We start from the raw sequence: 22,221 nt of genomic DNA, 5'->3' as shown, positions 1-22,221 counted from the left end.
CGGACCCCCGCTGGCGCGCCCTGTGTCAGGCGTGTTCCTCGGCTGCGGTTTCGGCAAGGGCGCGGTTCAGGGTCCGCAGCGCGTCGATGTGATAGACGACGCCGATGATCTGCGGTTCGGCGTCGGTGTCCGGATCAGGCTGCGACATCACCGGCAGGAAGGCGGCCCCGCTGCTGTCGAATTCGCGCAGGGCCTGTTCCAGCGTCATGCCCTGGGTCAGGGTATCCCCTGACGCGGCGATGTTGCGGACCAGGTCGCTGGCCGGGGCGGCCTCGCTGTCCAAGGCACGGATGACGGGTGTGATGCGCAGGTTGCGGGGCAGCCAGATATGCGGACCTTCGGCCAGGTGGATGCCGCGGTTTTCCAGTTGGCTGAAGAAGAAGGACCGCCGCACCAGCCGCGACGCCAGGGCCGAGCTGAGCGAGATGGCGGTCATCACCGCGATGCCGGTCTGCCAGTCGCCCGTCATCTCGAACACGATCAGCGCGGTCGAGATGGGTGCGCCCAGCACCGCCGCGCCCACCGCGCCCATGCCCGCGAAGGCATAGACATCGACATTGCCCGACAGGCTGGGGGCAAGTCCCGTCGCGATGATCCCGAAGGCCAGCCCCGTCAGCGACCCCATGACCAGAGCCGGGGAAAAGACGCCGCCCCCCATGCGTCCGCCAAGCGTGATGGCGACGGCCAGGGCCTTGACCGATGCCAGCAGAACCGCCTGCGACAGACCGATCTGACCCGACAGCGCGGCGGCAGTGGTTTCATAGCCGACGCCGATGATGTGGGGGAAAGGAATGGCGATCAGCCCCAGGAAAAGGCCCGCGATGGCCGGACGCGACCAGCGCGGCCAACCCAGACGCGCCATGATGGCCGTGCCGGTCCGTTCGGCGCGGAAGATGCCCTTCATCATCGCCGCCGCCACCAGCGCGCAGACCAGACCCAGCAGCATGAAGGCGGGAAGTTCGATGTAAAAGCCGATATCCATGCGGTCGGGCAGGGTGAATTCGGTCAGGCCGCCGAACTGCATGCGGTTGATGACGGTGCCTGCGACGGCCGCGATGGCGATGGGGGCGAAGGCGTGGACGGCAAAATGGCGCAGCACGACCTCATGCGCGAAGAGGGCGCCGGCGATGGGGGCGTTGAAGCTCGCGGCCACCGCCCCCGCGACGCCGCATCCCAGCAGTTCGCGCCCGGTGATGGGGCTGGCCTTGATGCGCGTGGCGACCGCTGTCGAGATGACGCCCGCCAGATGCACGACCGGCCCCTCGCGGCCCGAACTGCCGCCGGTGCCGAGGGTGATCAGCGATGCGGCGGCCGAGGCCAGCCCCTCGCGGGTTTCGACGCGGCCGCCGTCAAGGGCCGCGCCCTCGATCACGTCCGAAACGGCCCGGACGCGCGCATCGGGGGTGAAGCGGTCCAGGATCAGGCCGACCGCCAGCCCGCCCAGCACCGGCACGATCAGCACCCAGGCCCAGGGCAGATGGTCCGCCGTGCTGGCCAGCGTCATGTCGTCGGCGCCGTAGACCGCGTGCTGCAATGCCGAAATCCCCAGCCGGAAGCCCACGGCGGCAAAGCCCGCGCCGGTCCCGATCAGCAGCGCCAGGATCCAGAACTGCGCCTGGCTGGGGCCGCGATCGCGCATCAGGCGCATGACGTCGCGCAGCCGGTTGCGCAGGGCGGTCCAGGGTTGGGGGCGTTTGGGGTCCGGGGCAGGGGGCATGGGCAGGGTCGCGATGCGTGGCGGGCCTTCACCCGACCACAGATCGGCCCCCGGGTCCAGCGTGGCGGCGGTGGTTGCCTTCGCAGGCATCGGGCGTAATCTGCCCCCGCATAGAAGAAGGAACATCCCATGGCCCTGCCCGAAAGCCTTGTCGCGGAACTGACCGACCTGCTGGGCGCGCGATTTGCCACCGGACGCGGGGACCGCGAACAGCATGCCGCATCCGAGAGCTTTCACACCGCGCCGCCCCCCGATGCCGTGGCCTATGCCGAAACCACCTCCGAGGTGGCGGCCATCGTCAGGGCCTGCGCGGCGGCAGGGGTGCCGGTGATCGCCTGGGGTACGGGGACGTCGCTGGAGGGGCATGCTTTGGCCAGCCAGGGGGGCGTCACGCTGAACCTGGGGCGGATGAACCGCATCATCGAAACCCGCCCCGAGGACATGCAGGTCACCCTGCAGCCCGGCGTCACGCGCGAGGCGCTGAATGCCGATCTGCGCGCGACGGGGCTGTTCTTCTCCGTCGATCCTGGCGCGGATGCCAGCTTGGGCGGGATGGCCGCCACGCGCGCCAGCGGCACGACGGCGGTGCGTTACGGCACCATGCGCGACAATGTCATCGCACTGGAGGTGGTGCTGGCTGACGGGCAGGTCATCCGCACCGGCACGCGGGCGGCGAAAAGCAGCGCGGGTTACGATCTGACGGCGCTGTTCGTGGGGTCCGAAGGCACCTTGGGGATCATCACCGAACTGACGCTGCGCCTGCATGGCCAGCCCGAACAGGTGGCATCGGCGGTCTGCGGGTTCCCCGATCTGCGGGCGGCGGTCGAATGCGTCACGATGACCATCCAGTCGGGCATCCCGATGGCGCGGATCGAGTTCGTGGATGCGCTGACGGCGCGGGCCTTCAACCTGAAATCCGGCACCACCCTGCCCGAGACGCCGCATCTGATGATCGAGTTTCACGGCTCCGAGAATGCCGTCGCCCAGGATGCCGAACGGTTCGGAGAGATCGCGCGCGATTGCGGCGCGTCGGGATTTGACTGGGCCACCACGCCCGAGGACCGGGCCCGGCTGTGGCGGATGCGGCACGGGGCCTATCACGCCGCCTTCGTGCTGCGGCCCGGTGCGGTGGGGGTGGTGACGGATGTCTGCGTGCCGATGTCGCAGCTGGCCGATGCGGTCGAACAGGCCGCCGCCGACATCCAGGCCGCGGGCATGATCGGGCCGATCGTCGGTCATGTGGGCGACGGGAACTTCCATTCGCTGCTGCTGGTCGATCCCGAATCCCCCGCCGAGATCGCCGCCGCCAAGCAGATCGCGCAGCGGATGGCCCGCCACGCGCTGACGGTGGGCGGCACGATCACCGGCGAACATGGGATCGGGATCGGCAAGCGGTCGATGATGTCCGAGGAACACGGTCCGGGATGGCAGGTGATGGGGGCGATCAAGGCGGCGCTGGACCCCGGCAACATCCTGAACCCCGGCAAGCTGGTGCCCGATCCGGTTTAAGCCGGCGCGGCAAGCTGACACGGGGCGGGGAACCGCCCCTGCGGGGGGGCGTTGGCCTTCATATGAACCCCCCGAGGAGGAAAACATGTCCCATAACGATCAGGATCCGCAACACGAAGCCCGGAATCACAAGCCCGCACTGATCGCCATCGTGGTGGCCCTGATCGTGGCGGCATTGGTCTTCGTGGTCTTCCAGCCCGGCACCAGCGAACCCGAAGGCGACGGCATCGCGACGACGGCCCCGCCGTCCGACACCCCCGTCACCGATGTCGAAGGCGTCACCGGCGATGACGAGGCCCCGGGTGCGCCGGGTGGCGACACCCCTGCCGACGCATCTCCCCAAGCCACGACCGAAGATGCCGCCCCCGAGGACGCCGCCCCGGTGAACTGAGACCATCCGGTAACAGATGAAGGACGGGCCCGCCATGTCGGGCCCGTTTCTTTTGATGCATTTTCAGGGCTGACGGACTCGTGACCGCTTCGGCCCGATGACAAAGCCTCACGGTTTTGCGATAACCCGACACAATGGCGCGCAGGAAGCCGCCGCGGACAACGCAAAACCAATGGGGCAGGCATGAACATCTTCAGGAAATTGTTGCTGGGACTGATGGTGGTGACATTCGCCGTCTCATGTTCCCGCACGCCGCCCAGTGGTGGTGGTGGATACCGCAACGCACCCGGACCGGGCGCGAACCCGCAGCTGGGCGACAACCGGCCGCACAACTGGCAGAACGGCAGCCCCTATGGCCATGCCGTCCACGGGATCGACATCTCGCGCTGGCAGGGCGACATCGACTGGAACCGGGTGCGCGGCGCGGGCATCAGCTTTGCCTTCATCAAGGCGACCGAAGGCGGCGATCACACCGACCCGAACTTCATGCGCTATTGGCGCGAGGCGGGGCAGGCACGCATTCCGCGCGGGGCCTATCACTTCTATTACTTCTGCCGTTCGGGTGCGGAAAACGCCTATTGGTTTATCCAGAACGTCCCGCGCGAGGCAGGGTCGCTGCCGCCGGTGCTGGACATGGAATGGTCCAATTCCCGCAACTGCCCGCGCCGTCCCCCCGCCTATGAGGTCAAGCGCGAGGCCGAGGTCTTTCTGCAGATCGTGGGCCGGCATTACGGCCAGCGGCCCATCATCTATACCACGGTCGATTTCTATCGCGACAACCGCATGGGCGACATCCGGACCGAGTTCTGGCTGCGTTCGACCGCCGATCACCCCAGCCGGGTCTATCCGGGTCAGCGTTGGGGCTTCTGGCAATATACCGGCACGGGGTCGGTCCCGGGCATCTCGGGTGATGTGGACCTGAACGCCTTCGCGGGTTCGGCTTCGGATTGGGCACGATGGTTGCAACAACGCATGGTGCGGTAAGGCCGCATCGCTGGCTGAAGGTGGAATTCGCGGCGCTCTATATCGGGGCGCCGCTGGCCATGGCTCTGTTCCTGCCCAAGGGCATGCTGTTTCCGGCGCTGGCGCTGTTCAGCGTCGGCGGCATGATCCTGCTGTGGGTGACGGGCGGCTTCAAGTGGCGGATCCTGGTGCGCGGCTGGCGACGCATGCCCTGGCTGGAAATCGCGGGCATCGCGGTGGTGACGCTGCTGACCTGCTGGGCAATCCTGGCCGTGACGCGTCCCGGCGCGCTGTTTTCCATACCGCGCAACAATCCCGGATTTCTGCTGATCATCTGGACCTTCTATCCGCTGCTGTCGGCCCTGCCGCAGGAACTGATCTTCCGCCCGCTGTTCTTCCATCGCTATGGGGCGATCCTGCCGCAGGGGCGGGCGGCCATCGCGCTGAACGCGGCCATCTTCTCCTTCGCGCATCTGATGTACTGGTCCTGGATCGTCGCCTTCATGACCTTCTGCGGCGGCTGGATCTTTGCGCGCGCCTATCTGCGCCACGGTTTTCCGGCGGCCTGGGCGCTGCATGCGGTGGCGGGCAACGTCCTGTTCGCGGTCGGCATGGGGGTCTATTTCTATACCGGGAACGTCCAGCGGCCGTTCTGAACGGTTGACTTCCCGCCCGTCCCGCGCTTTGTGCGGGGGTCAACAAATGGGGACTGATCATGCACGCCTATCGCAGCCACACATGCGGCGATCTGAAAGCCGCCAATGCCGGTGAAACCGTCCGCCTGTCGGGGTGGGTCCACCGCGTTCGCGACCACGGGGGCGTGTTGTTCGTCGACCTGCGCGACCATTACGGAATGACCCAGGTCCTGGCCGACAGCGACAGCCCGGCCTTTGCCGCGATGGAAAAGCTGCGCGCCGAAACCGTGATCCGCATCGACGGCCGCGTGAAGATGCGCGACGCGTCGCTGGTCAACCCCAAGCTGCCCACCGGCGAGATCGAGGTCTATGCGACCGAGCTGGAGGTGCTGGGCGCGTCCGACGAACTGCCCCTGCCGGTCTTCGGCGATCAGGACTACCCCGAGGAAACGCGCCTGGCCTATCGCTTTCTGGACCTGCGCCGCGACAGCCCGCACAACAACATCATGCTGCGCTCCAAGGTCATCCGTTCGATCCGCAACCGCATGTGGGACCAGGATTTCACCGAATTCCAGACCCCGATCATCACCGCGTCATCCCCCGAGGGCGCGCGCGACTTCCTGGTGCCGTCGCGCCTGCATCCCGGCAAGTTCTATGCCCTGCCGCAGGCGCCCCAGCAGTTCAAGCAGCTGATCATGGTCGCGGGCTTTGACAAGTATTTCCAGATCGCCCCCTGCTTCCGTGACGAAGATCCTCGCGCCGACCGCAGCCCGACCGACTTCTATCAGCTGGACATGGAGATGTCCTTCGTCCGCCAGGAAGACGTCTTTGCCACCGTCCAGCCGGTCATTCAGGGGCTGTTCGAGGAATTCGGCGGCGGTCGTCGCGTTGATGCCGAATGGCCGCTGATCCCCTATGCGGAAAGCCTGCTGAAATATGGCAGCGACAAGCCCGACCTGCGCAACCCCATCGAGATGCAGATCGTCAGCGAGCATTTCCGCGGGTCGGGCTTTGGCATCTTTGCCAAGCTTCTGGAACAGGACGGGACCCAGGTTCGCGCCATTCCCGCGCCCACCGGCGGCAGCCGCAAGTTCGCCGACCGCATGAACGCCTTTGCCCAGCAACAGGGCCTGCCCGGCATGGGCTATATCATCTGGCGCAAGGCCGAGGACGGCACGACCGAAGCCGCGGGCCCGATCGCCAAGGCACTGGGCGTCGAAAAGACCGAAGCCATCCGCGAGCAGCTGGGGCTGGCCGAGGGTGATGCGGCCTTCTTCCTGGGCGGTCGTCCCGACCAGTTCGAAGCCGTGGCGGGCCGCGCCCGCACGGAAATTGGCCGTGAATTGGGCCTGATCGACGAAAACCAGTTCAAGTTCGCCTGGATCGTCGATTTCCCAATGTACGAGAAGACCGACGACGGCAAGATCGACTTCAGCCACAACCCCTTCTCGATGCCGCAGGGCGGGATGGAGGCGCTGAACGGCGACCCGCTGGAGGTTCTGGGATACCAGTACGACCTGGCCTGCAACGGGTACGAGCTGATCAGCGGCGCGATCCGCAACCACAAGCCCGAGATCATGTTCAAGGCCTTCGAGCTGGCCGGATACCCGGCAAGCGAGGTCGAGAAGCGTTTTGGCGGCATGGTCAAGGCGTTCCGTTACGGCGCGCCGCCGCACGGGGGCTGTGCTGCCGGCATCGACCGCATCGTGATGCTGCTGGCGGACGAACAGAACATCCGCGAGGTCATCATGTTCCCGATGAACCAGCGCGCCGAGGACCTGATGATGGGCGCGCCAAGCGAGCCCACGAACGAGCAGATGCGCGACCTGCGCCTGCGCGCCTTGCCGAAAGAGTGATCTGACAGGCGGGCCCCTGCATGGCAGGATGCTGCAAAGCAGCACACTGTCCGGAGCCCGCCTTCATGTCTCTGCCCTACGAACAGCTTGCCGCCATCCGGCTTGGCTACGGATTGTCGCCGCGCAGGCCATTGCCGTCGGACCCTGCCCAGGTGGCCCGATTGGTGGCGCAGGCCGGCCCCGAACCCGATGGGATCACCCTCGACAAGGTTCGCGAATGGCAAAGCAAGGGCCAGCAGCTGGCGCAGGTGGCCCGCAACGGCACCAAGGAACAGAATAAGGCCAGCCGCATGCACAAGCAGCGGCTGCGCGGCCTGTTCCAGGCGGCGGTCCTGCGCCGCTTTGCCCGCGCGGTGGATGATCCGACGGGGTTCGGGGAACGGCTGGTGTGGTTCTGGGCCGATCACTTCACGGTGGCGGGCGGCAGCATCTATTTCAACCTGATGTCGGACGCCATCGTGCAGGACGCCATCCGCCCGCACCTGACGGGCAAGTTCGCCGACATGATGTTCGCCGCCGAAACCCACCCGGCGATGCTGCGCTATCTGGACCAGACGCGATCGGTCGGGCCGAATTCGATGCTGGCGAAAAGCCGCCCCAAGCAGAGCCTGGGCCTGAACGAAAACCTGGCCCGAGAGATGATCGAGCTGCACAGCATGGGCGTCGGCGCGGATTACACGCAGCAGGATGTCGAAGAACTGGCCCGGTTGCTGACCGGCCTGACCTACAACCCCCGCCAGCCCACCGTCTTTCGCGCCGGCCGCGCCGAACCGGGCGCCGAAACCGTGCTGGGCGAAACCTATGGCGGCAAGGGCAAGGCCTCGCTTGGCGATATCCGTGCCGTCATCGGCAGTCTGGCCACGCAGGAGGCCACGGCCCGTCACATCGCGCGCAAGATGGCCGTGCATTTCGTGGCCGACGACCCGCCGCAGGGCCTGGTCGACCGGCTGGCCGGCGTCTTTTCCGATACGGGGGGCGATCTGGGCGCGATGAACCTGGCGCTGGCCCAGGCACCCGAACTGGAACAGACCCTGCGCGCCAAGATGCGCCAGCCCTTTGAATTCCTTGTGGCCTCGATGCGCGGTCTGGGGATGACGGGCCAGCAGGTCGATGCGCTGCGGCCTGCCGCGTTGCGCCGGCACCTGCTGAACCCGATGGCCATCATGGGGCAGCCCTGGGCCAGGCCCGACGGACCCGATGGCTGGCCGGAAAAGGCCAGCGATTGGGCCAGCCCGCAGGGCATCGCCATGCGGATCAACTGGGCCATGACCAGCCCGCCCGAATTGCTGGGCCGACTGCCCGATGCGCGCGACCTGCTGCGCGACGCCCTTGGCGACACGGCCTCGGAGGCGGTCGCCTGGGCGGTCCCGCGTGCCGAAAGCAACCCCGAGGGCGTGGCGCTGGTCCTTGCCTCGGCCGACTTCAACCGAAGGTGACGCGATGCTGACCCGACGCCTGTTCCTGAAATCCACCGCGCTGATCGGCTGTTCGGCGGCGGCCAGCCCGCTGATGTCCACCGCCTCCTTTGCCAGCGCCCCGGGCGAGAACCGCCTTGTCGTCATCATCCTGCGCGGCGCCATGGACGGGATCGACGCCTTCCAACCCTATGGCGACAAGAACCTGCGCGCGTTGCGCCAGACACTGTCACTGGGGCCCGATCACGGTGCGACCGATCTGGACGGCTTCTTTGCGCTGCATCCCGGCCTGTCCGACCTGCTGCCCTTGTGGCAGTCGGGCCAGATGGCCTTTGCCCCCGCCGTATCGACGCCCTATCGCGACAAGCGCAGTCATTTCGATGGCCAGAACATGCTGGAGGCCGGCACCGGCACCGACATGGACCTGGCCGATCAGCAGGATGGCTGGCTGAACCGCCTGCTGCAGGTGATGCCCGGGCAGACCTCGGAAACCGCCTATTCCGTCGGGGTCGAAAAGATGCTGATCCTGCAGGGACAGGCGCAGGCCAAAAGCTGGACCCCCGAGGCGACGATGACGCTGGGGCCGCAGGCCGAACGGTTGCTGATGAAGATCTATCACGACGACCCGCTGTTCCGCGATGCCAGTGCGCAGGCGCTGGAAATCGTCGCGGGCCTGGGCAAGGCACCCGCCCCGGACACGAAAGAGGAGGAGCATGTCGCCCTTGCCCGCTTCGCCGCAGACCGCCTGAACAACGAGACGCGCATCGCCAGCTTTTCGCTTGCGGGATGGGACACGCATTCGGGCCAGTCGGGGTCGCTGAAGCGCAGCCTTGGCCGTCTGGCCCAGACGATCCTGACGCTGAAGGCGGATCTGGGCGACAACTGGGACAGGACCACCGTCATGGCCATGACCGAATTCGGGCGCACGGCGCGCGAAAATGGCTCGGCCGGGACGGATCACGGCACCGGCGGCGCTATGCTGGTGACGGGTGGCGCGGTGCGTGGCGGCAAGGTGCTGGGCGATTGGCCGGGGCTGGCCGAGGGCGACCTCTATGACGGCCGCGATCTGATGCCGCAGCGCGACATCCGCGCCTATGCGGCCTGGGCGATGCATGCCAAGTTCGGGATCGAGAAATCGGTTCTGGAAAGCACGGTCTTTCCCGATCTGCAGATGGGCGGCGATCCCAGGATGCTGGCCTAGACCTGCGCGACCTGCGCCAGCCGGTCCTGCACCAGGCAGCTGAGATGGGTCAGATCGATGGCCAGGTTTTCGCGGTCGCCCCGCGCAAGTGCCGCCGCGGCATCGCCCAATGCGGGGTCGCGGGACGCCCGTGCCACGCCTGCCAGAAAGCCGATGATGTATTCGATGGCATCGGTATCGCTTGCATCCGACAGCACCTGGGCCGCGTGCAGCAGGTCGTCGCGAAGCCCGGCCTGATCGGGCTGGATCATGTCGTCGGGCAGGGCGCGCAGCAGGCTGCCGCGCGCTTCGGGCGGCAGGGCGCCCAGGATGGTCTGCTGAAAGACCGCAAGGCTTTCCACCGGTTTGGGCAGAAACCCGTCGGCGCCGGCATTCAGGGCGCGGTCCGCCAGGTCGGGATCGCCCGACATGCCCAGGATGACCGGAACCCGCGGGACGGCCTGGTGCAGGTCCTGGATCAGCGTCGCGCCATCGCCATCGGGCAGGCCCAGATCGACGATGATCACCGCGGGCCTGTAGGCGGCCAGATGGCGGCGCGCCGAGCGCAGGCAATCCGCGCGGCGAATCCGCGCACCGGATCTGAGGCACAGCAGACGCACGGCCTCGCTTGCAAAGCGCGAATCCTCGATTACCAGCACCGTCAGCCCGGTCAGGGGGCGCCCGGGCAGCGATAAACGCCACTGCGGCAAGGGTTTGTCATGGGTCGTCGCGAAATCTGTCGGCATGTCTGATTCCCGTTCCATCTTCCCTGGTCCCAGTTAGCGCGGCAAATCTGAACAGCCGGTTAACGACGATGCTTTTCCTTTCACCGGGCCGCGAAAACCCCTAGATATGACGACAAAGCGGAGGCATCGATGATCGGACGACTGAACCACGTGGCCATTGCGGTTCCCGACCTGGAAGCGGCGGCGGCGCAGTATCGCGATACGCTTGGCGCCCATGTGGGACCGCCCCAGGACGAACCCGATCACGGCGTGACGGTCGTCTTCATCGAACTGCCCAACACCAAGATCGAACTGCTTTATCCGCTTGGCGATGACAGCCCGATCCAGGGGTTTCTGGACAAGAACCCCTCGGGCGGGATCCATCACATGTGCTTCGAGGTGGATGACATTCTGGCCGCCCGCGACAAGATGAAGGCCGAAGGCGCGCGGGTCCTGGGCAATGGCGAACCCAAGATCGGCGCGCATGGCAAGCCGGTGCTGTTCCTGCATCCCAAGGATTTCAATGGCTGCCTGATCGAACTGGAGGAAATCTGATGAACCTGACCGGCGGAATCGTTCTCTTTGCCTCGATCTGGTTTCTGACGCTGTTCGTCGTGCTGCCCTTTGGCCAGCGCAGCCAGGCCGATGCCGGGAATGTCGTGGCAGGCACCCATGCGGGCGCCCCGTCGGATATGGGGCAATGGCGGCGCAAGCTGTTGATCACGACGCTGGTGACGGCGGCGATCTGGGGCGTGATCGCCTTTGTCATCCTGGGCGACTACATCACCCGCGACGATATCTCCCAGCTGGATCACCTGATCCGCTGACCATCTGGAACAGGTGGGTAAAGGCGGCGGCCGCCAGCAATGGCAGCATGATGTTGACAAACGGCACTGCCAGCCCTAGTGCCACCAGAACGCCCGTCGCGGTGATGCGCCCGGCATTGGCACGGCGCAGGTCTTTGGCCTGCACCGCCTCCATGTGGCGGCGCGCGGCCATCTGAAAGAATTCGCGGCCCAGCAGCCAGCCGTTCGCCCCGAAGAACAGCACCGGCGCCAAGGGTCCCAAGAATGGCGTCAGCAGCAGGCTGATCAGGCTGACTCCCAGAACCGCCGCCACCACCGCCAGCGATTCCAGCAGCCCGTCAAGGAAATCGACCGATGTGCCGCGGCGTTGCGGATAGTGGATCTCCTCTACCGCATCGGCGACATGTTCGGCGAAAAGCCCTGAAAAGCCGGCGGCGACCGGTGCCATCAGGAAAAAACCCATCACCGGAAACAGCGCCAGCGACCCCCATGACAGCAGCTGCGACAGATCGACCTGACCCAGCCAGGGCAGGGTGAAGCCGCCCGGCAGCCACAGCCGGATCGCCCAGAAGATGACCGCCTGCAGGGCCACGAACAGCCCGATGGTCAGCGCCACCCCCAGCAGCACCAGCCGCAGGATGCGCGGGCGCAAGAGGTCTGCCCAGCCCCGCGTCAGGGCGACGACCGGCTTCATGGCAGGAACCGGGTCTTGGCGGCGATGTCGGGGCGCGGGCGTTCGGGGGGCGTGGGACCGGGGGTGCCGATATGGATCAGCCCGGCGACGCGTTCATGCGGCGCGACGCCCAGATGGGCCTGGGCGAAATCCCGGTTCAGCGCCGCGAACCCCGTCAGCCAGGCCGCGCCCCAGCCCGATGCCAGGGCCGCGTTGACCAGCCCCAGGCAGACCGCCCCCGAGGACAGCTCCTGTTCCCATTCCGGCACCTTGGGACTGTCGACCGGCGAATGGATCACCGCGACGATCACCGGCGATGCAAACGCCGATGCCGCCTTGTCCGCCGCCGCCTGGTCCTGGCCGTCGGCCAGCACCGCCGCATGCAGCCTGGGTGCCAGCGCGTCCAGCGTCTGCCGGCCTAGGACGACAAAGCGCCAGGGTTCCAGCTTGCCGTGGTCGGGAACGCGGGCGGCAAGGGTCAGCAATTCGGTCAACTGGTCGCGATCGGGGCCAGGGCCGGTCATCAGCTTGGGCGGGTGGGACCGGCGGGTGGCCAGAAACTGCAAGATGGGTGAGGTCATGACATTCTCCTGTTGCGGGGGATGTTGCGGATCGGGGCGCGATGCGCAAGCAGGCTTGCGCAGGCGCGGTGCCGCGTGATCCATGGCGGCATGGCCGATCTGACCCATATGGCGCTGCCCGGAGCGATCTTCACCCTGCGCGTGACGCCCGGCGCGCGGCGCAACGACATCACGCTTCACGATGGCGTGCTGCGCGTTCACGTGACGGCGCCGCCTGAGGATGGCAAGGCGAACAAGGCGGTGCTGAAGCTGTTGGCCAAGGCGCTTGGGGTCGCGCCGTCGCGCTTGACGTTGATCCGCGGGCAGGCCGGCCGCGACAAGCTGATGCGGCTGGATCAGCCGGCGTCGGGTTCCAGCCGGTAATTGCCCTCGGGCAGGTTCAGCGCCAGGCGCAATTCGGTCAGCTGATGCATGGTCAGGCAGATGCGGACGACCTCTTCGCCATCCTCGCTCATCTGTTCCAGCACGACACGGTCGTCGAAATTGAGGATGACGACATCCTCGTTCAGGGGGCGGGTGTTCGGCTCGGCCTCGTCGATCAGGGTGATCACGGTTGCGTCGAAGTCGTGTTCGATGGTGAACATCCGGATTCTCCTTGGGAAGGCCCGACAATCGCGTGAACTTCGCGGTGCGACAAGCGGGCGGGGTTTACGCGGCCACGGGGCAGGGTAAACTGCAAAGCAACGCGGCGGCAAGGTCGGCGGAACACTCATCGGGAACTGGGCATCGGGAACTGGGCAGCACATATGATCACGTTATTCACATCCCCCCGGACCGCCCTGATCGCGACAGCCTTGCTGGCGCTGACCGGCTGTGCCGTGCCGGTCGATGCCCCGACGGCCCCGCAGGCGCCCGCGCCGTCGCCGGTCAGGCCCTTGCCGTCGGCTTCAGCCCCTTATGACGCCACGCCGGGCAATGCGGCGCGCACCTTCGTGCAGGTCATGCGCCGGATGGAGCCTGCCGTCGAACGCGAATGCGTCACCCGCCGCACCCGCCCGATCAACTGCGATTTCGCCTTCGTCGTCGACGACAGGCCGGGGCTGGAACCCAACGCCTTCCAGACGGTCGACAATACCGGTCGCCCCATCGTGGGCTTTACCCTGTCGCTGATCGCGCAGACCCGCAGCGCCGATGAAATCGCCTTCGTCGCGGGCCACGAGGCCGCCCATCACATCCTGAACCACCTGGACCGCAAGACGGGCGCCGCAACGGCGGCATCGGTGGTTCTGGGCAGCATCGCCTCGGCCTATGGTGGCGACGGCAATGCGGTGGCGCGTGCGCAGGAAATCGGCGCATCGGTCGGGTCGCGCTACTACTCCCGCGATTGGGAGCTGGAGGCCGATTACCTCGGCTCGATCATCACGCTGAATGCCAATTACGACCCGATCAACGGGTCGCGTCTGTTCGAACGTATTCCCGATCCCGGCAACCATGTGCTGGGCACCCACCCGTCACGGGCGCAGCGGCTGGCGCAGGTGCGCCGCGCCGTGGCCGATGTCCAATCCGGCCGGATCCAATAGGCGATGGCGCGGCGGGGACATGTCGGGCGGCTGCAATGGCGGCTGCGAGAGCTGTTGCAGCGGCTGTGGGTCAGGGTCACGGCCTTTGCGGTGCTGGGGCTGGTTTCGGCGATCCTGGGCTATCTGCTGAAGGATACCATCCCCTCTGGACTTGCGGGCAAGATCGGGGCGGATGCGATCGGCCCGATCCTGTCGATCATCGCTTCCAGCATGCTGACGGTCACGACTTTTTCGCTGTCGATCCTGACGGCGGCCTATGCCACCGCCAGCTCCAGCACGACACCCCGGTCGGTGCAACTGCTGGTCAAGGATTCGGTCAGCCAGACGGTGCTGGCCACCTTCATCGGGGCCTTCGTCTTCAGCCTGGTCGGGCTGATCATGCTCAAGACCGAACTTTATGGCGATGGGGGACGGGTCGCGCTGTTCTTTGCCACGCTGCTGATCGTGCTGATCGTCGTGGTGTCGCTGCTGCGCTGGATCAACCGGCTGGGGGAACTGGGGCTGATCGGCGACATGATGACCCGGGTCGAGGATACGACCACCACATCACTCAGGAACCGCCTGGAATCGCCCTGGATGGGGGCCAACCCGCTGCGTGGATCGCCGCCGCCCGATTGCATGGTGGTTCCCGCCCCCGTCGTGGGGCATGTCCAGAACTGCGACATGGCGACCCTGTCGGACCTGGCCGACAAGCACCAGCTGATCATCTATGTGACGGCCACCCCCGGCGACCTTGTCCACCTGCGCAGCGCCCTGATTCACGTCCGTAACCTGCCTGCGGATCAGGACCAGGCCGAGGCGATCCGGGCTGAACTGGCGGCCTGCATCACCGTGCGCCCCACGCGCAGCTTCGAACAGGACCCGCGTTTCGGCTTTACGGTGCTGTCGGAAACCGCGCAGCGCGCCTTGTCGCCGGCGGTGAATGATCCGGGGACGGCGGTGGCGGTCATCACCCGCATTCTGCGCATTCTGTCGATCTGGCAGAACCGGCACCGGCCGGATGTCGATTATCCGCGGCTTTATGCGACCGAACTGAGCGCCGAGGAGATGCTGCGCGACAGCCTGCTGCCCCTGGCCCGCGATGGTGCGTCGAATTTCCAGGTTCAGCATGCCTTGCAGGATTGCCTGATCGCGCTGACGAATCTGGCCCCCCAGGTCTTTGGCCCAGCGGCTGTCCGCCTGTCGGACGACTGCCTGGAATATGCCATGGACGGGCTGTCGCTGCAGGGTCAGCGCGATCAGGTCCGCCGCCGCGCCGAGCAATTATCCGAGGCGGCAGCAGCGGTTGTGCCAAACGGGTAACAAGGCAACCGCAAGATGCACAAAAGTTCCGTGTGGTTGTAAAAACGCTGGCTTATCGGCGGAATTATGCTTTAGTTCAGTCAGGTTCATACAAATGGACAGGTTTTGTTCATATCACATCGCGCGTTTGCGGCGATTTTGAAGAAGGGGCGCCCATGATCGGCGTTGTCGTCTGGAGCAATAATTCGCGCGAAAAAGCGATCATCTGGTGCGAGGATCAGGCCACCTTGGCCTATCTGCAAGGTCGCGAGAACCTGTTGAACACCGACAAATGGCCCGAACCGGGCGATCTGGTCGAACTGGAAACGCAGACGGTGGGCAATCTTCGCCACGCGCTGAACGTTTCGATGATCTCTGAACAGGCATGCCCGCAGCTGCCGCAGATGCTGTCCGAGGCGTCACCGCCGGTGCGCCAGCCGCAACTGCGCGTGGTCGATGGCGGTGCCTCGGAAGAGGGTTTCAAGGCGCCCAGCCCGGCGGCCTGCAGCCTGCCTGTCTTTCGCGATGTCACGATGCATGAAAGGCCGCGCAGCAGCGCGGCCAGCTGATCAGCGTGTTGCGCGGGCCGGTCTGAACCGGCCCGCAGCCATCTGGATCAGACGCCGCGCGACAATGCGGCCAGCCCCGTGCGGGCAAGGTCGATCAGGCCAAGCGGGCGCATCAGTTCGGCAAAGGCGTCCAGCTTGGACACCGGCCCCACCAGTTCGAAGACAAAGCTCTCCAGCGTCGAATCGACCACGTTCGCGCGGAAGATCTCGGCGATGCGCAGGGCCTCGACCCGCTTTTCGCCCTGGCCCTTGACCTTGAACAGGCCCAGCTCGCGTTCCACGACGGGTCCTTCAACCGTCAAGTCATGCACTTCGTGAACGACGACGATCCGGCCCAGCTGGGCCTTGATCTGTTCGATGACCGCCGGGGTGCCGCGCGTCACCACCGTGATGCGCGAACGGTGGCCCAAATGGTCGACCTCGGCCACGGTCAGGCTGTCGATGTTGTAGCCGCGTCCCGAAAACAGGCCGATGACGCGGGCCAGCACGCCCGGCTCGTTCTCGACCATGATCGCCAGGGTATGGCTTTCCTCGACCTGGCTGTGGGGGTCCTTCAGGTCATAGGCCGAATGGCTGGACATGCCCTTCTGGATGTTCAATGCGTTCATGGCTGAACCCTTCCTTTTGCAGCGTGGATGGTGGCGGGGCGGGTCACACCAGCACCGCACCTTCCGATTCGATCACACCCAGGGTTTCCGCCTCGCCCAGCAGCATTTCGTTATGGGGCTTGCCCGAGGGGATCATCGGGAAGCAGTTCTCGTGTTTCTCGACCAGCACGTCCAGGATGAAGGGGCCGTCGTAATCCAGCATCTGCTGGATGGCGGCGTCCAGATCCTTGGGGTCGCGGACCTGCGCCCCCTTGCAGCCGAAGGCCTCGGCCAGCTTGACGAAATCGGGCAGGCTGTCGGACCAGGACTGGCTGTAGCGTTCGCCATGCAGCAGCTGCTGCCACTGGCGGACCATGCCCAAGCGTTCATTGTTCAGGATGAACTGCTTGACCGGCAGGCGGAACTGCACGGCGGTGCCCATCTCCTGCATGTTCATCAGCCAGCTGGCATCGCCCGCCACGTTGATGACCAGCGCTTCGGGGTGGGCGGCCTGAACGCCGACCGATGCCGGCAGGCCATAGCCCATCGTCCCAAGGCCTCCTGAGGTCATCCAGCGGTTCGGTTCCTCGAAGCCCAGATATTGCGCGGCCCACATCTGGTGCTGGCCGACCTCGGTCGTGATGTAACGGTCGCGCCCCTTGGTCAGCGCCTCGAGCCGCTGCAACGCGTGCTGCGGCTTGATGATCGTGTCGCTGCCGCGATAGGCAAGGCAGTTCTTGGCCCGCCATTCGTCGATCTGGCCCCACCAGGACTTCAGCGCCGGACTGTTCAGCTTGCGTCCGCGCGATTTCCAGACCTTCAGCAGATCCTCCAGCACATGGCCGACATCGCCGACGATCGGCAGTTCGACCTGCACGACCTTGTTGATGCTGGACGGGTCGATGTCGATATGCGCCTTGACCGAACCGGGGCTGAAATCCGCGATGCGACCGGTGATGCGGTCGTCGAAGCGCGCGCCGATGTTGATCATCAGGTCGCAGCCATGCATCGCCAGGTTCGCCTCGTAGAGGCCGTGCATTCCCAGCATGCCCAGCCAGTTCTTGCCCGAGGCCGGATAGGCGCCCAGCCCCATCAGCGTCGAGGTGACCGGAAAGCCCGTCGCTTCGGCCAGTTCGCGCAGCAGCTGGCTGGCGCCCGGACCCGAATTGATGACCCCGCCACCGGTATAGAGGATCGGACGTTCGGCCTGTTCGATCATCTCGACCAGGCGGGTGATCGCCTCGATATTGCCCTTCTTGACCGGCTGATAGGGACCGTTATCGACCTGTTTGGGTCCGACATAGAGGTCGCTGGCGAACTGGACGTCCTTGGGGATGTCTACCAGGACCGGTCCCGGCCGCCCCGATGTCGCGACATGAAAAGCCTTGTGGATGGTCTGGGCCAGCTTGCCCGTGTCCTTGACCAGCCAGTTATGCTTGGTGCAGGGGCGGGTGATGCCGACGGTGTCGGCCTCCTGGAAGCCGTCAGTGCCGATCATGAAGGTCGGGACCTGGCCCGACAGCACGACCAGCGGGATCGAATCCAGCAGCGCATCGGTCAGCCCCGTGACCGCGTTCGTGGCACCGGGACCCGAGGTGACCAGCACGACGCCGGGCTTGCCGGTCGCACGGGCATAGCCTTCGGCCATGTGGACCGCACCCTGTTCATGGCGGACCAGGATATGGGTGATGTCGTTTTGCTGAAAGATCTCGTCATAGATGGGTAGGACGGCCCCGCCCGGATAGCCGAATACGGTATCGACGCCCTGATCGCGCAGCGCCTCGACCACCATTCTCGCACCCGTCATCATTCGGGACATCGTTCTGCTCCATCAAAAAATGCGTTGCGCAAAGGGCCGGAACGGCCCCGCGTCGGCGCAAACTAGGATCAGGGCAGGGCGGGGTCAATGGGGTCCGGCGGATAAAATGACGCAGTCATGCCGATTTTTGAAACTTTGTTTCGCGGATTGTCCGGCGCTATCGGTCGAATTGCGGCAGGGCGATGCGCGCGACCTGTTCGACGATCGGATCGACCGACAGGGGATGGGCCTCGTTCGAATGGTCGCCCGGATCGCCGATATCCTGCCAGACCCCACCCTTGTAGATCTCCAGAGCGTTGAAGCGGGCCTTGTATTCCATCTTGCGGCTGCCGGGCACCCAATAGCCCAGATAGACATAGGGCAGCCCCGCCGCGCGGGCGATCTCGATATGGTCCAGGATCACGTGGGTGCCCAGGCTGGCCGGGCGGAAGACGGGGTCGTAGAAGCTGTAGACCAGGCTGAGGCCGTCATCTAGCACGTCGGTCAGGCAGACGGCGGTCAGATGTTCGTCGCCGCGCTTCATGTTGCCGGGATCGTCCGAGCCGCCGCGATATTCGATGACGCGCGTCTTGATCGGGGTCTCCTCGATCATGGCGGCGAATTCGAAGATGTCCATGTCGGCCATGCCGCCATCGGCGTGACGACGGTCCAGATAGCGGCGGAACAGGTCGAACTGTTCCTCGGTCGCCCAGGCACTGGTGGCCAGCCGCTGCAGGACGGCATTGCGTTTCTGAATGCGGCGCTGCGTGCGGCTGGGGACGAAATCGGCCACCCGGATGCGCGCCGACATGCAGGCCACGCAGCTTTCGCAGCTGGGACGGTACAGCACGTTCTGCGACCGGCGGAAGCCCTGGCGGGACAGGGCGTTGTTCAGTTCTGGGGCGTTGTCGCCCTGCAGGGCCGTGAACAATTTGCGTTCGGCCCGCCCATGCAGATAGGGGCAGGGCTGCGGCGCCGTCACATAGAACTGTGGCGCATGGGGCAGGGTATGGCGCATCAGGCACATCCCTTGCGGCAACTGATCGGGTCAGGGCTGGTCATGCGGATGTTGCACTATCCGGTGTGGCGATGGTGGCAGGGTCGCGCGAAGCCTAGCAACGTTTCCATGACACGCCAAGCGGGGAAAGACCCACCCCGACGCTTCGCGGGACGGTCGTGCAGGGATGACGCGGCGCGTTGACCCCGCACCGGCGACCGCTAAGGTGTCGGGCATGAGCTTTCACGACCGTATCACCCGCCATCCGTTGCCCGTCGATCCTGCCCGCGCGCAGGATGCGGCGGCCCTGTTCCCCGACAGTCCGGCGGCCCTGCGTGACCTGATCGCCGCCGTCGCGGGCAGCAGCCCCTTTCTTGCCGGGTTGATCCGGCAGGAGGCCGACTGGCTGCCCGGTGCGCTGGATCATGACGATGTGGTGGCCCGCGAAACGGCGGGGTTCCAGGACCTGTCCCCCGATGATCTGGGCGTTGCGCTGCGCCGGGCCAAGCGACGCGTGGCGCTGCAGGCGGCGCTGGCCGATCTGGGGGGCGTCTGGCCCCTGGCGCAGGTGACGCAGGCGCTGTCCGATCTGGCGGATCGTGCGGTGGACCTGGCCCTGCGGGCCCATGTCGCGTCCGAGGTCCGGCGTGGCAAGCTGCCCGAAACCGACGCGGATGCGGGGGGCATCTTTGCGCTGGCCATGGGCAAGGGCGGGGCAGGGGAATTGAACTATTCCTCGGATATCGACCTGATCGTGCTGTTCGACGAAACCGCCTATGACGATGCCGACCAGATGGAGGCCCGCGCAGCCCTGATCCGCGCGACCCGCAAGATGGCCGCGACCCTGTCAGACGTGACCGAACACGGCTATGTCTTTCGCACCGACCTGCGGCTGCGCCCGGATGCATCGGTGACGCCGGTCTGCATCTCGACCGCCGCCGCGCTGGCCTATTACGAGGCCGAGGGCCGCACCTGGGAACGCGCCGCCTTCATCAAGGCGCGGGCGGCGGCGGGAAACATCGCGGCGGGCGAGCGTTTCCTGGCCGAACTCCGGCCTTTCGTCTGGCGCAAGCATCTGGATTTCGCCGCCATCCAGGACGCCCATGACATGCGGCTGCGCATTCGCGACCACAAGGGCCTTGGCGGCCGGTTGGAGGTCGCGGGCCACAACATCAAGCTGGGCCGCGGCGGCATCCGCGAGATCGAGTTCTTTACCCAGACCCGCCAGCTGATCGCGGGCGGGCGCGATCCCGATCTGCGGGTCCGCGACACGGTGGGCGGGCTGGCGGCGCTGGCGGCCAAGGGTTGGATTCCCGATGCGGTGGCGCAGGAACTGACCGATCATTATCGCGAACACCGCGACATCGAACATCGCATCCAGATGGTGAACGACGCCCAGACCCACAGCCTGCCCAAGGACGGCAACGGCCTGCGGACCATCGCCGCGCTGATGGGGTCGGGTGATCCGGACGGATGGCAGGCAGCGTTGAAGGCCCGGCTGGCCCGCGTCCATGAACTGACCGAGGAGTTCTTCGCCCCCGACGAGATCAAGGCCGAACGACCGCAGATGTCGCCCGAATCGCAGGCCATCATCGACCGGTGGCAGGGCTATCCGGCGTTGCGGTCGGATCGGGCGCTGCAGATCTTTCGCCGGATCGAGGTGCCGCTTCTGGATCGCATGTCCCGTGCCGGCCATCCCGCCGAGGCGCTGGCCCGTTTCGACAGCTTTCTTGCCGGGCTGCCCGCGGGCGTCCAGCTGTTTTCCCTGTTCGACGCCAACCCCCAGCTGATCGACCTGATCGTGGACATCTGCGGCACGGCCCCGGCGCTGGCAGCCTATCTGGCGCAGCATCCGTCGGTGCTGGACGCGGTGCTGGGCGGCAGCTTCTTTGCCCCTTGGCCGGGCGAAACCGGGCTGCGGACCGAACTGGACCGCGCCGTGCAGGCAGCCGCGACCGCCGGTGGATACGAGGCTGCCTTGGATGCCGCCCGACGTTGGGCGCATGAATGGCATTTCCGCATCGGGGTGCATCACCTGCGCGGGCTGATCGACGCCGATGAGGCCGCCGGACAATATGCCGATCTGGCAGGGGCCTGCGTCGCGGCGCTGTTCCCGGTGACGGCGGCAGAGTTCGCGCGCAAGCATGGGCCGGCGCCGGGGCGGGGGGCCGTCGTGGTGGGCATGGGCTCGCTTGGGGCGCGGGTGCTGAACGCGGCGTCGGATCTGGACCTGATCGTGATCTATGACGCGGACGGGATCGACGCCTCGGACGGGCCGCGCCCGCTGGCGGCGCGACCTTATTACGCGCGGCTGACGCAGGCGATGGTGACGGCGCTGTCTGCGCCCACCGCCGAAGGGCGGCTTTATGAAGTCGACATGCGGCTGCGCCCCTCGGGGCGGCAGGGTCCGGTGGCGACGTCAGTGCAAAGCTTCGAGACCTATCAGATGGAAGAGGCCTGGACCTGGGAACATCTGGCCCTGACCCGCGCCCGCGTCGTGGCCCGCAGCGGCGGTGACGCCGCCGCGCTGGCCGAGCAGATCGAGGCGTTGCGCCTTGGGGTCCTGCGCCGCCGCGGCACCGACCCGCGCGTCATGGCCGATCTGGACCAGATGCGGACGCGACTGTTCACGGCCAAGCCTGCATCGGGCCCTTGGGACGTGCGCAACGGTCCGGGACGCCTACAGGATATCGACCTGTTGGCGCAGGCCTGTGCGCTGCGGTCGGGCGATCCCGCGCGGGGCACTTTGGCGCAGCTGCGCGCGGGCAAGCGGGCGGGGCTGATGGATGCCAAGGCGACCGAGGTGCTGTCTTCGGCCTGGCGCGCGTTCTGGCGGCTGCATGCGGCGGGGCGGCTGTTGACCGATCGCCCGCTGGACATGCAGGATATCGGCGGCGGTGCCCAGGATTTCCTGCTGCGCGAAGTCGATGCCCCGGATGCCGACGCGATCCGGGATCGCATCCGGGACCACGTGTCGCGTGCCGAGGCGCTGATCACCGCCCAGATGCCGCAATAGCG

The 22,221-nt window shown here is 66.3% G+C and carries 22 protein-coding genes; 14 read left to right on the top strand and 8 right to left on the bottom strand.

What is annotated here, in order from left to right:
- Positions 1–25 precede the first annotated feature (25 nt).
- Complete coding sequence (locus IE00_RS01550) at positions 26–1,717, bottom strand: chloride channel protein (RefSeq protein WP_072295633.1); 1,692 nt, start codon at positions 1,715–1,717, stop codon at positions 26–28.
- A 129-nt stretch (positions 1,718–1,846) separates the two neighbouring features.
- On the opposite strand from IE00_RS01550, the gene IE00_RS01545 reads away from it, so the two are divergent.
- From IE00_RS01545 to IE00_RS01515, 7 genes are all read left to right on the top strand, one after another.
- Complete coding sequence (locus IE00_RS01545) at positions 1,847–3,226, top strand: FAD-binding oxidoreductase (protein ID WP_072295288.1); 1,380 nt, start codon at positions 1,847–1,849, stop codon at positions 3,224–3,226.
- Positions 3,227–3,311: 85 nt separating this feature from the next.
- Positions 3,312–3,617: a hypothetical protein gene (locus IE00_RS01540; RefSeq protein ID WP_072295287.1), complete on the top strand. Its 306-nt coding sequence runs from the start codon at positions 3,312–3,314 to the stop codon at positions 3,615–3,617.
- A 183-nt stretch (positions 3,618–3,800) separates the two neighbouring features.
- The gene (locus IE00_RS01535) at positions 3,801–4,601 is read left to right on the top strand and encodes a GH25 family lysozyme (RefSeq protein ID WP_072295286.1); all 801 of its coding nucleotides are present in this window, start codon (positions 3,801–3,803) and stop codon (positions 4,599–4,601) included.
- Positions 4,574–5,236: a type II CAAX prenyl endopeptidase Rce1 family protein gene (locus IE00_RS01530; protein ID WP_072295285.1), complete on the top strand. Its 663-nt coding sequence runs from the start codon at positions 4,574–4,576 to the stop codon at positions 5,234–5,236. The genes IE00_RS01535 and IE00_RS01530 overlap by 28 nt, the downstream gene beginning before the upstream one ends.
- Positions 5,237–5,295: 59 nt before the next feature.
- Entirely contained in the window at positions 5,296–7,071 is a 1,776-nt protein-coding gene (gene aspS, locus IE00_RS01525; RefSeq protein ID WP_072295284.1) for an aspartate--tRNA ligase, read from the top strand.
- 65 nt (positions 7,072–7,136) lie between these two features.
- Positions 7,137–8,507 carry a DUF1800 family protein gene (locus IE00_RS01520; RefSeq protein WP_072295283.1) on the top strand — a complete coding sequence of 457 codons (1,371 nt, stop codon included), beginning with the start codon at positions 7,137–7,139 and terminating at the stop codon, positions 8,505–8,507.
- A 4-nt stretch (positions 8,508–8,511) separates the two neighbouring features.
- Positions 8,512–9,687 carry a DUF1501 domain-containing protein gene (locus IE00_RS01515; protein ID WP_072295282.1) on the top strand — a complete coding sequence of 392 codons (1,176 nt, stop codon included), beginning with the start codon at positions 8,512–8,514 and terminating at the stop codon, positions 9,685–9,687.
- Here IE00_RS01515 and IE00_RS01510 read toward each other — a convergent pair.
- The gene (locus IE00_RS01510) at positions 9,684–10,412 is read right to left on the bottom strand and encodes a response regulator (protein WP_083554006.1); all 729 of its coding nucleotides are present in this window, start codon (positions 10,410–10,412) and stop codon (positions 9,684–9,686) included. The genes IE00_RS01515 and IE00_RS01510 overlap by 4 nt on opposite strands.
- 129 nt (positions 10,413–10,541) lie before the next feature.
- Between IE00_RS01510 and mce the strand changes: the two genes are divergently transcribed.
- Together mce and IE00_RS01500 are read left to right on the top strand one after the other, a co-directional pair.
- Complete coding sequence (gene mce / locus IE00_RS01505) at positions 10,542–10,946, top strand: methylmalonyl-CoA epimerase (RefSeq protein ID WP_072295281.1); 405 nt, start codon at positions 10,542–10,544, stop codon at positions 10,944–10,946.
- Positions 10,946–11,218 (top strand): DUF1467 family protein, encoded by a 273-nt coding sequence (locus IE00_RS01500; protein ID WP_072295280.1) that lies wholly within the window; start codon positions 10,946–10,948, stop codon positions 11,216–11,218. Before mce ends, IE00_RS01500 begins: the two co-directional genes overlap by 1 nt.
- Here IE00_RS01500 and IE00_RS01495 read toward each other — a convergent pair.
- Together IE00_RS01495 and IE00_RS01490 are read right to left on the bottom strand one after the other, a co-directional pair.
- Complete coding sequence (locus tag IE00_RS01495; RefSeq protein WP_072295279.1) at positions 11,175–11,891, bottom strand: EI24 domain-containing protein; 717 nt, start codon at positions 11,889–11,891, stop codon at positions 11,175–11,177. The two genes, IE00_RS01500 and IE00_RS01495, sit on opposite strands and share 44 nt — an antisense overlap.
- Positions 11,888–12,451, bottom strand: a complete 564-nt coding sequence (locus tag IE00_RS01490; protein WP_072295631.1) for a nitroreductase — start codon at positions 12,449–12,451, stop codon at positions 11,888–11,890. Before IE00_RS01490 ends, IE00_RS01495 begins: the two co-directional genes overlap by 4 nt.
- A 90-nt stretch (positions 12,452–12,541) precedes the next feature.
- Here IE00_RS01490 and IE00_RS01485 point away from each other — a divergent pair, with 90 nt between their 5' ends.
- Positions 12,542–12,814 (top strand): DUF167 domain-containing protein, encoded by a 273-nt coding sequence (locus IE00_RS01485; RefSeq protein WP_072295278.1) that lies wholly within the window; start codon positions 12,542–12,544, stop codon positions 12,812–12,814.
- On the opposite strand, the gene IE00_RS01480 is transcribed toward IE00_RS01485, so the two are convergent.
- Positions 12,787–13,035 carry a hypothetical protein gene (locus tag IE00_RS01480; protein ID WP_072295277.1) on the bottom strand — a complete coding sequence of 83 codons (249 nt, stop codon included), beginning with the start codon at positions 13,033–13,035 and terminating at the stop codon, positions 12,787–12,789. The genes IE00_RS01485 and IE00_RS01480 overlap by 28 nt on opposite strands.
- Before the next feature lie 162 nt (positions 13,036–13,197).
- Here IE00_RS01480 and IE00_RS01475 point away from each other — a divergent pair, with 162 nt between their 5' ends.
- From IE00_RS01475 to IE00_RS01465, 3 genes are all read left to right on the top strand, one after another.
- Positions 13,198–13,971: a M48 family metalloprotease gene (locus tag IE00_RS01475; protein WP_072295276.1), complete on the top strand. Its 774-nt coding sequence runs from the start codon at positions 13,198–13,200 to the stop codon at positions 13,969–13,971.
- Positions 13,972–13,974: 3 nt separating this feature from the next.
- Complete coding sequence (locus IE00_RS01470; RefSeq protein WP_072295275.1) at positions 13,975–15,273, top strand: DUF2254 domain-containing protein; 1,299 nt, start codon at positions 13,975–13,977, stop codon at positions 15,271–15,273.
- Between the two features lie 155 nt (positions 15,274–15,428).
- Positions 15,429–15,821: a hypothetical protein gene (locus IE00_RS01465; protein ID WP_072295274.1), complete on the top strand. Its 393-nt coding sequence runs from the start codon at positions 15,429–15,431 to the stop codon at positions 15,819–15,821.
- Positions 15,822–15,868: 47 nt separating this feature from the next.
- On the opposite strand, the gene ilvN is transcribed toward IE00_RS01465, so the two are convergent.
- The 3 genes from ilvN to IE00_RS01450 form a co-directional block, all read right to left on the bottom strand.
- Positions 15,869–16,429, bottom strand: coding sequence for an acetolactate synthase small subunit (gene ilvN, locus IE00_RS01460; protein ID WP_072295273.1), 561 nt, complete (start codon positions 16,427–16,429; stop codon positions 15,869–15,871).
- Between the two features lie 43 nt (positions 16,430–16,472).
- On the bottom strand, positions 16,473–18,227 hold the full coding sequence (locus tag IE00_RS01455; RefSeq protein WP_072295272.1) for an acetolactate synthase 3 large subunit: 1,755 nt from the start codon (positions 18,225–18,227) through the stop codon (positions 16,473–16,475).
- A 157-nt stretch (positions 18,228–18,384) separates the two neighbouring features.
- Complete coding sequence (locus tag IE00_RS01450; protein WP_072295630.1) at positions 18,385–19,224, bottom strand: arginyltransferase; 840 nt, start codon at positions 19,222–19,224, stop codon at positions 18,385–18,387.
- Positions 19,225–19,438: 214 nt separating this feature from the next.
- Here IE00_RS01450 and IE00_RS01445 point away from each other — a divergent pair, with 214 nt between their 5' ends.
- Entirely contained in the window at positions 19,439–22,219 is a 2,781-nt protein-coding gene (locus IE00_RS01445) for a glutamine-synthetase adenylyltransferase (RefSeq protein WP_072295271.1), read from the top strand.
- Positions 22,220–22,221: the final 2 nt, after the last annotated feature.

This window comes from Paracoccus sp. SM22M-07, from assembly GCF_001887735.1.
Taxonomy (GTDB): Bacteria; Pseudomonadota; Alphaproteobacteria; order Rhodobacterales; family Rhodobacteraceae; genus Paracoccus.
This window is presented reverse-complemented; position numbering and strand designations above follow the sequence as displayed.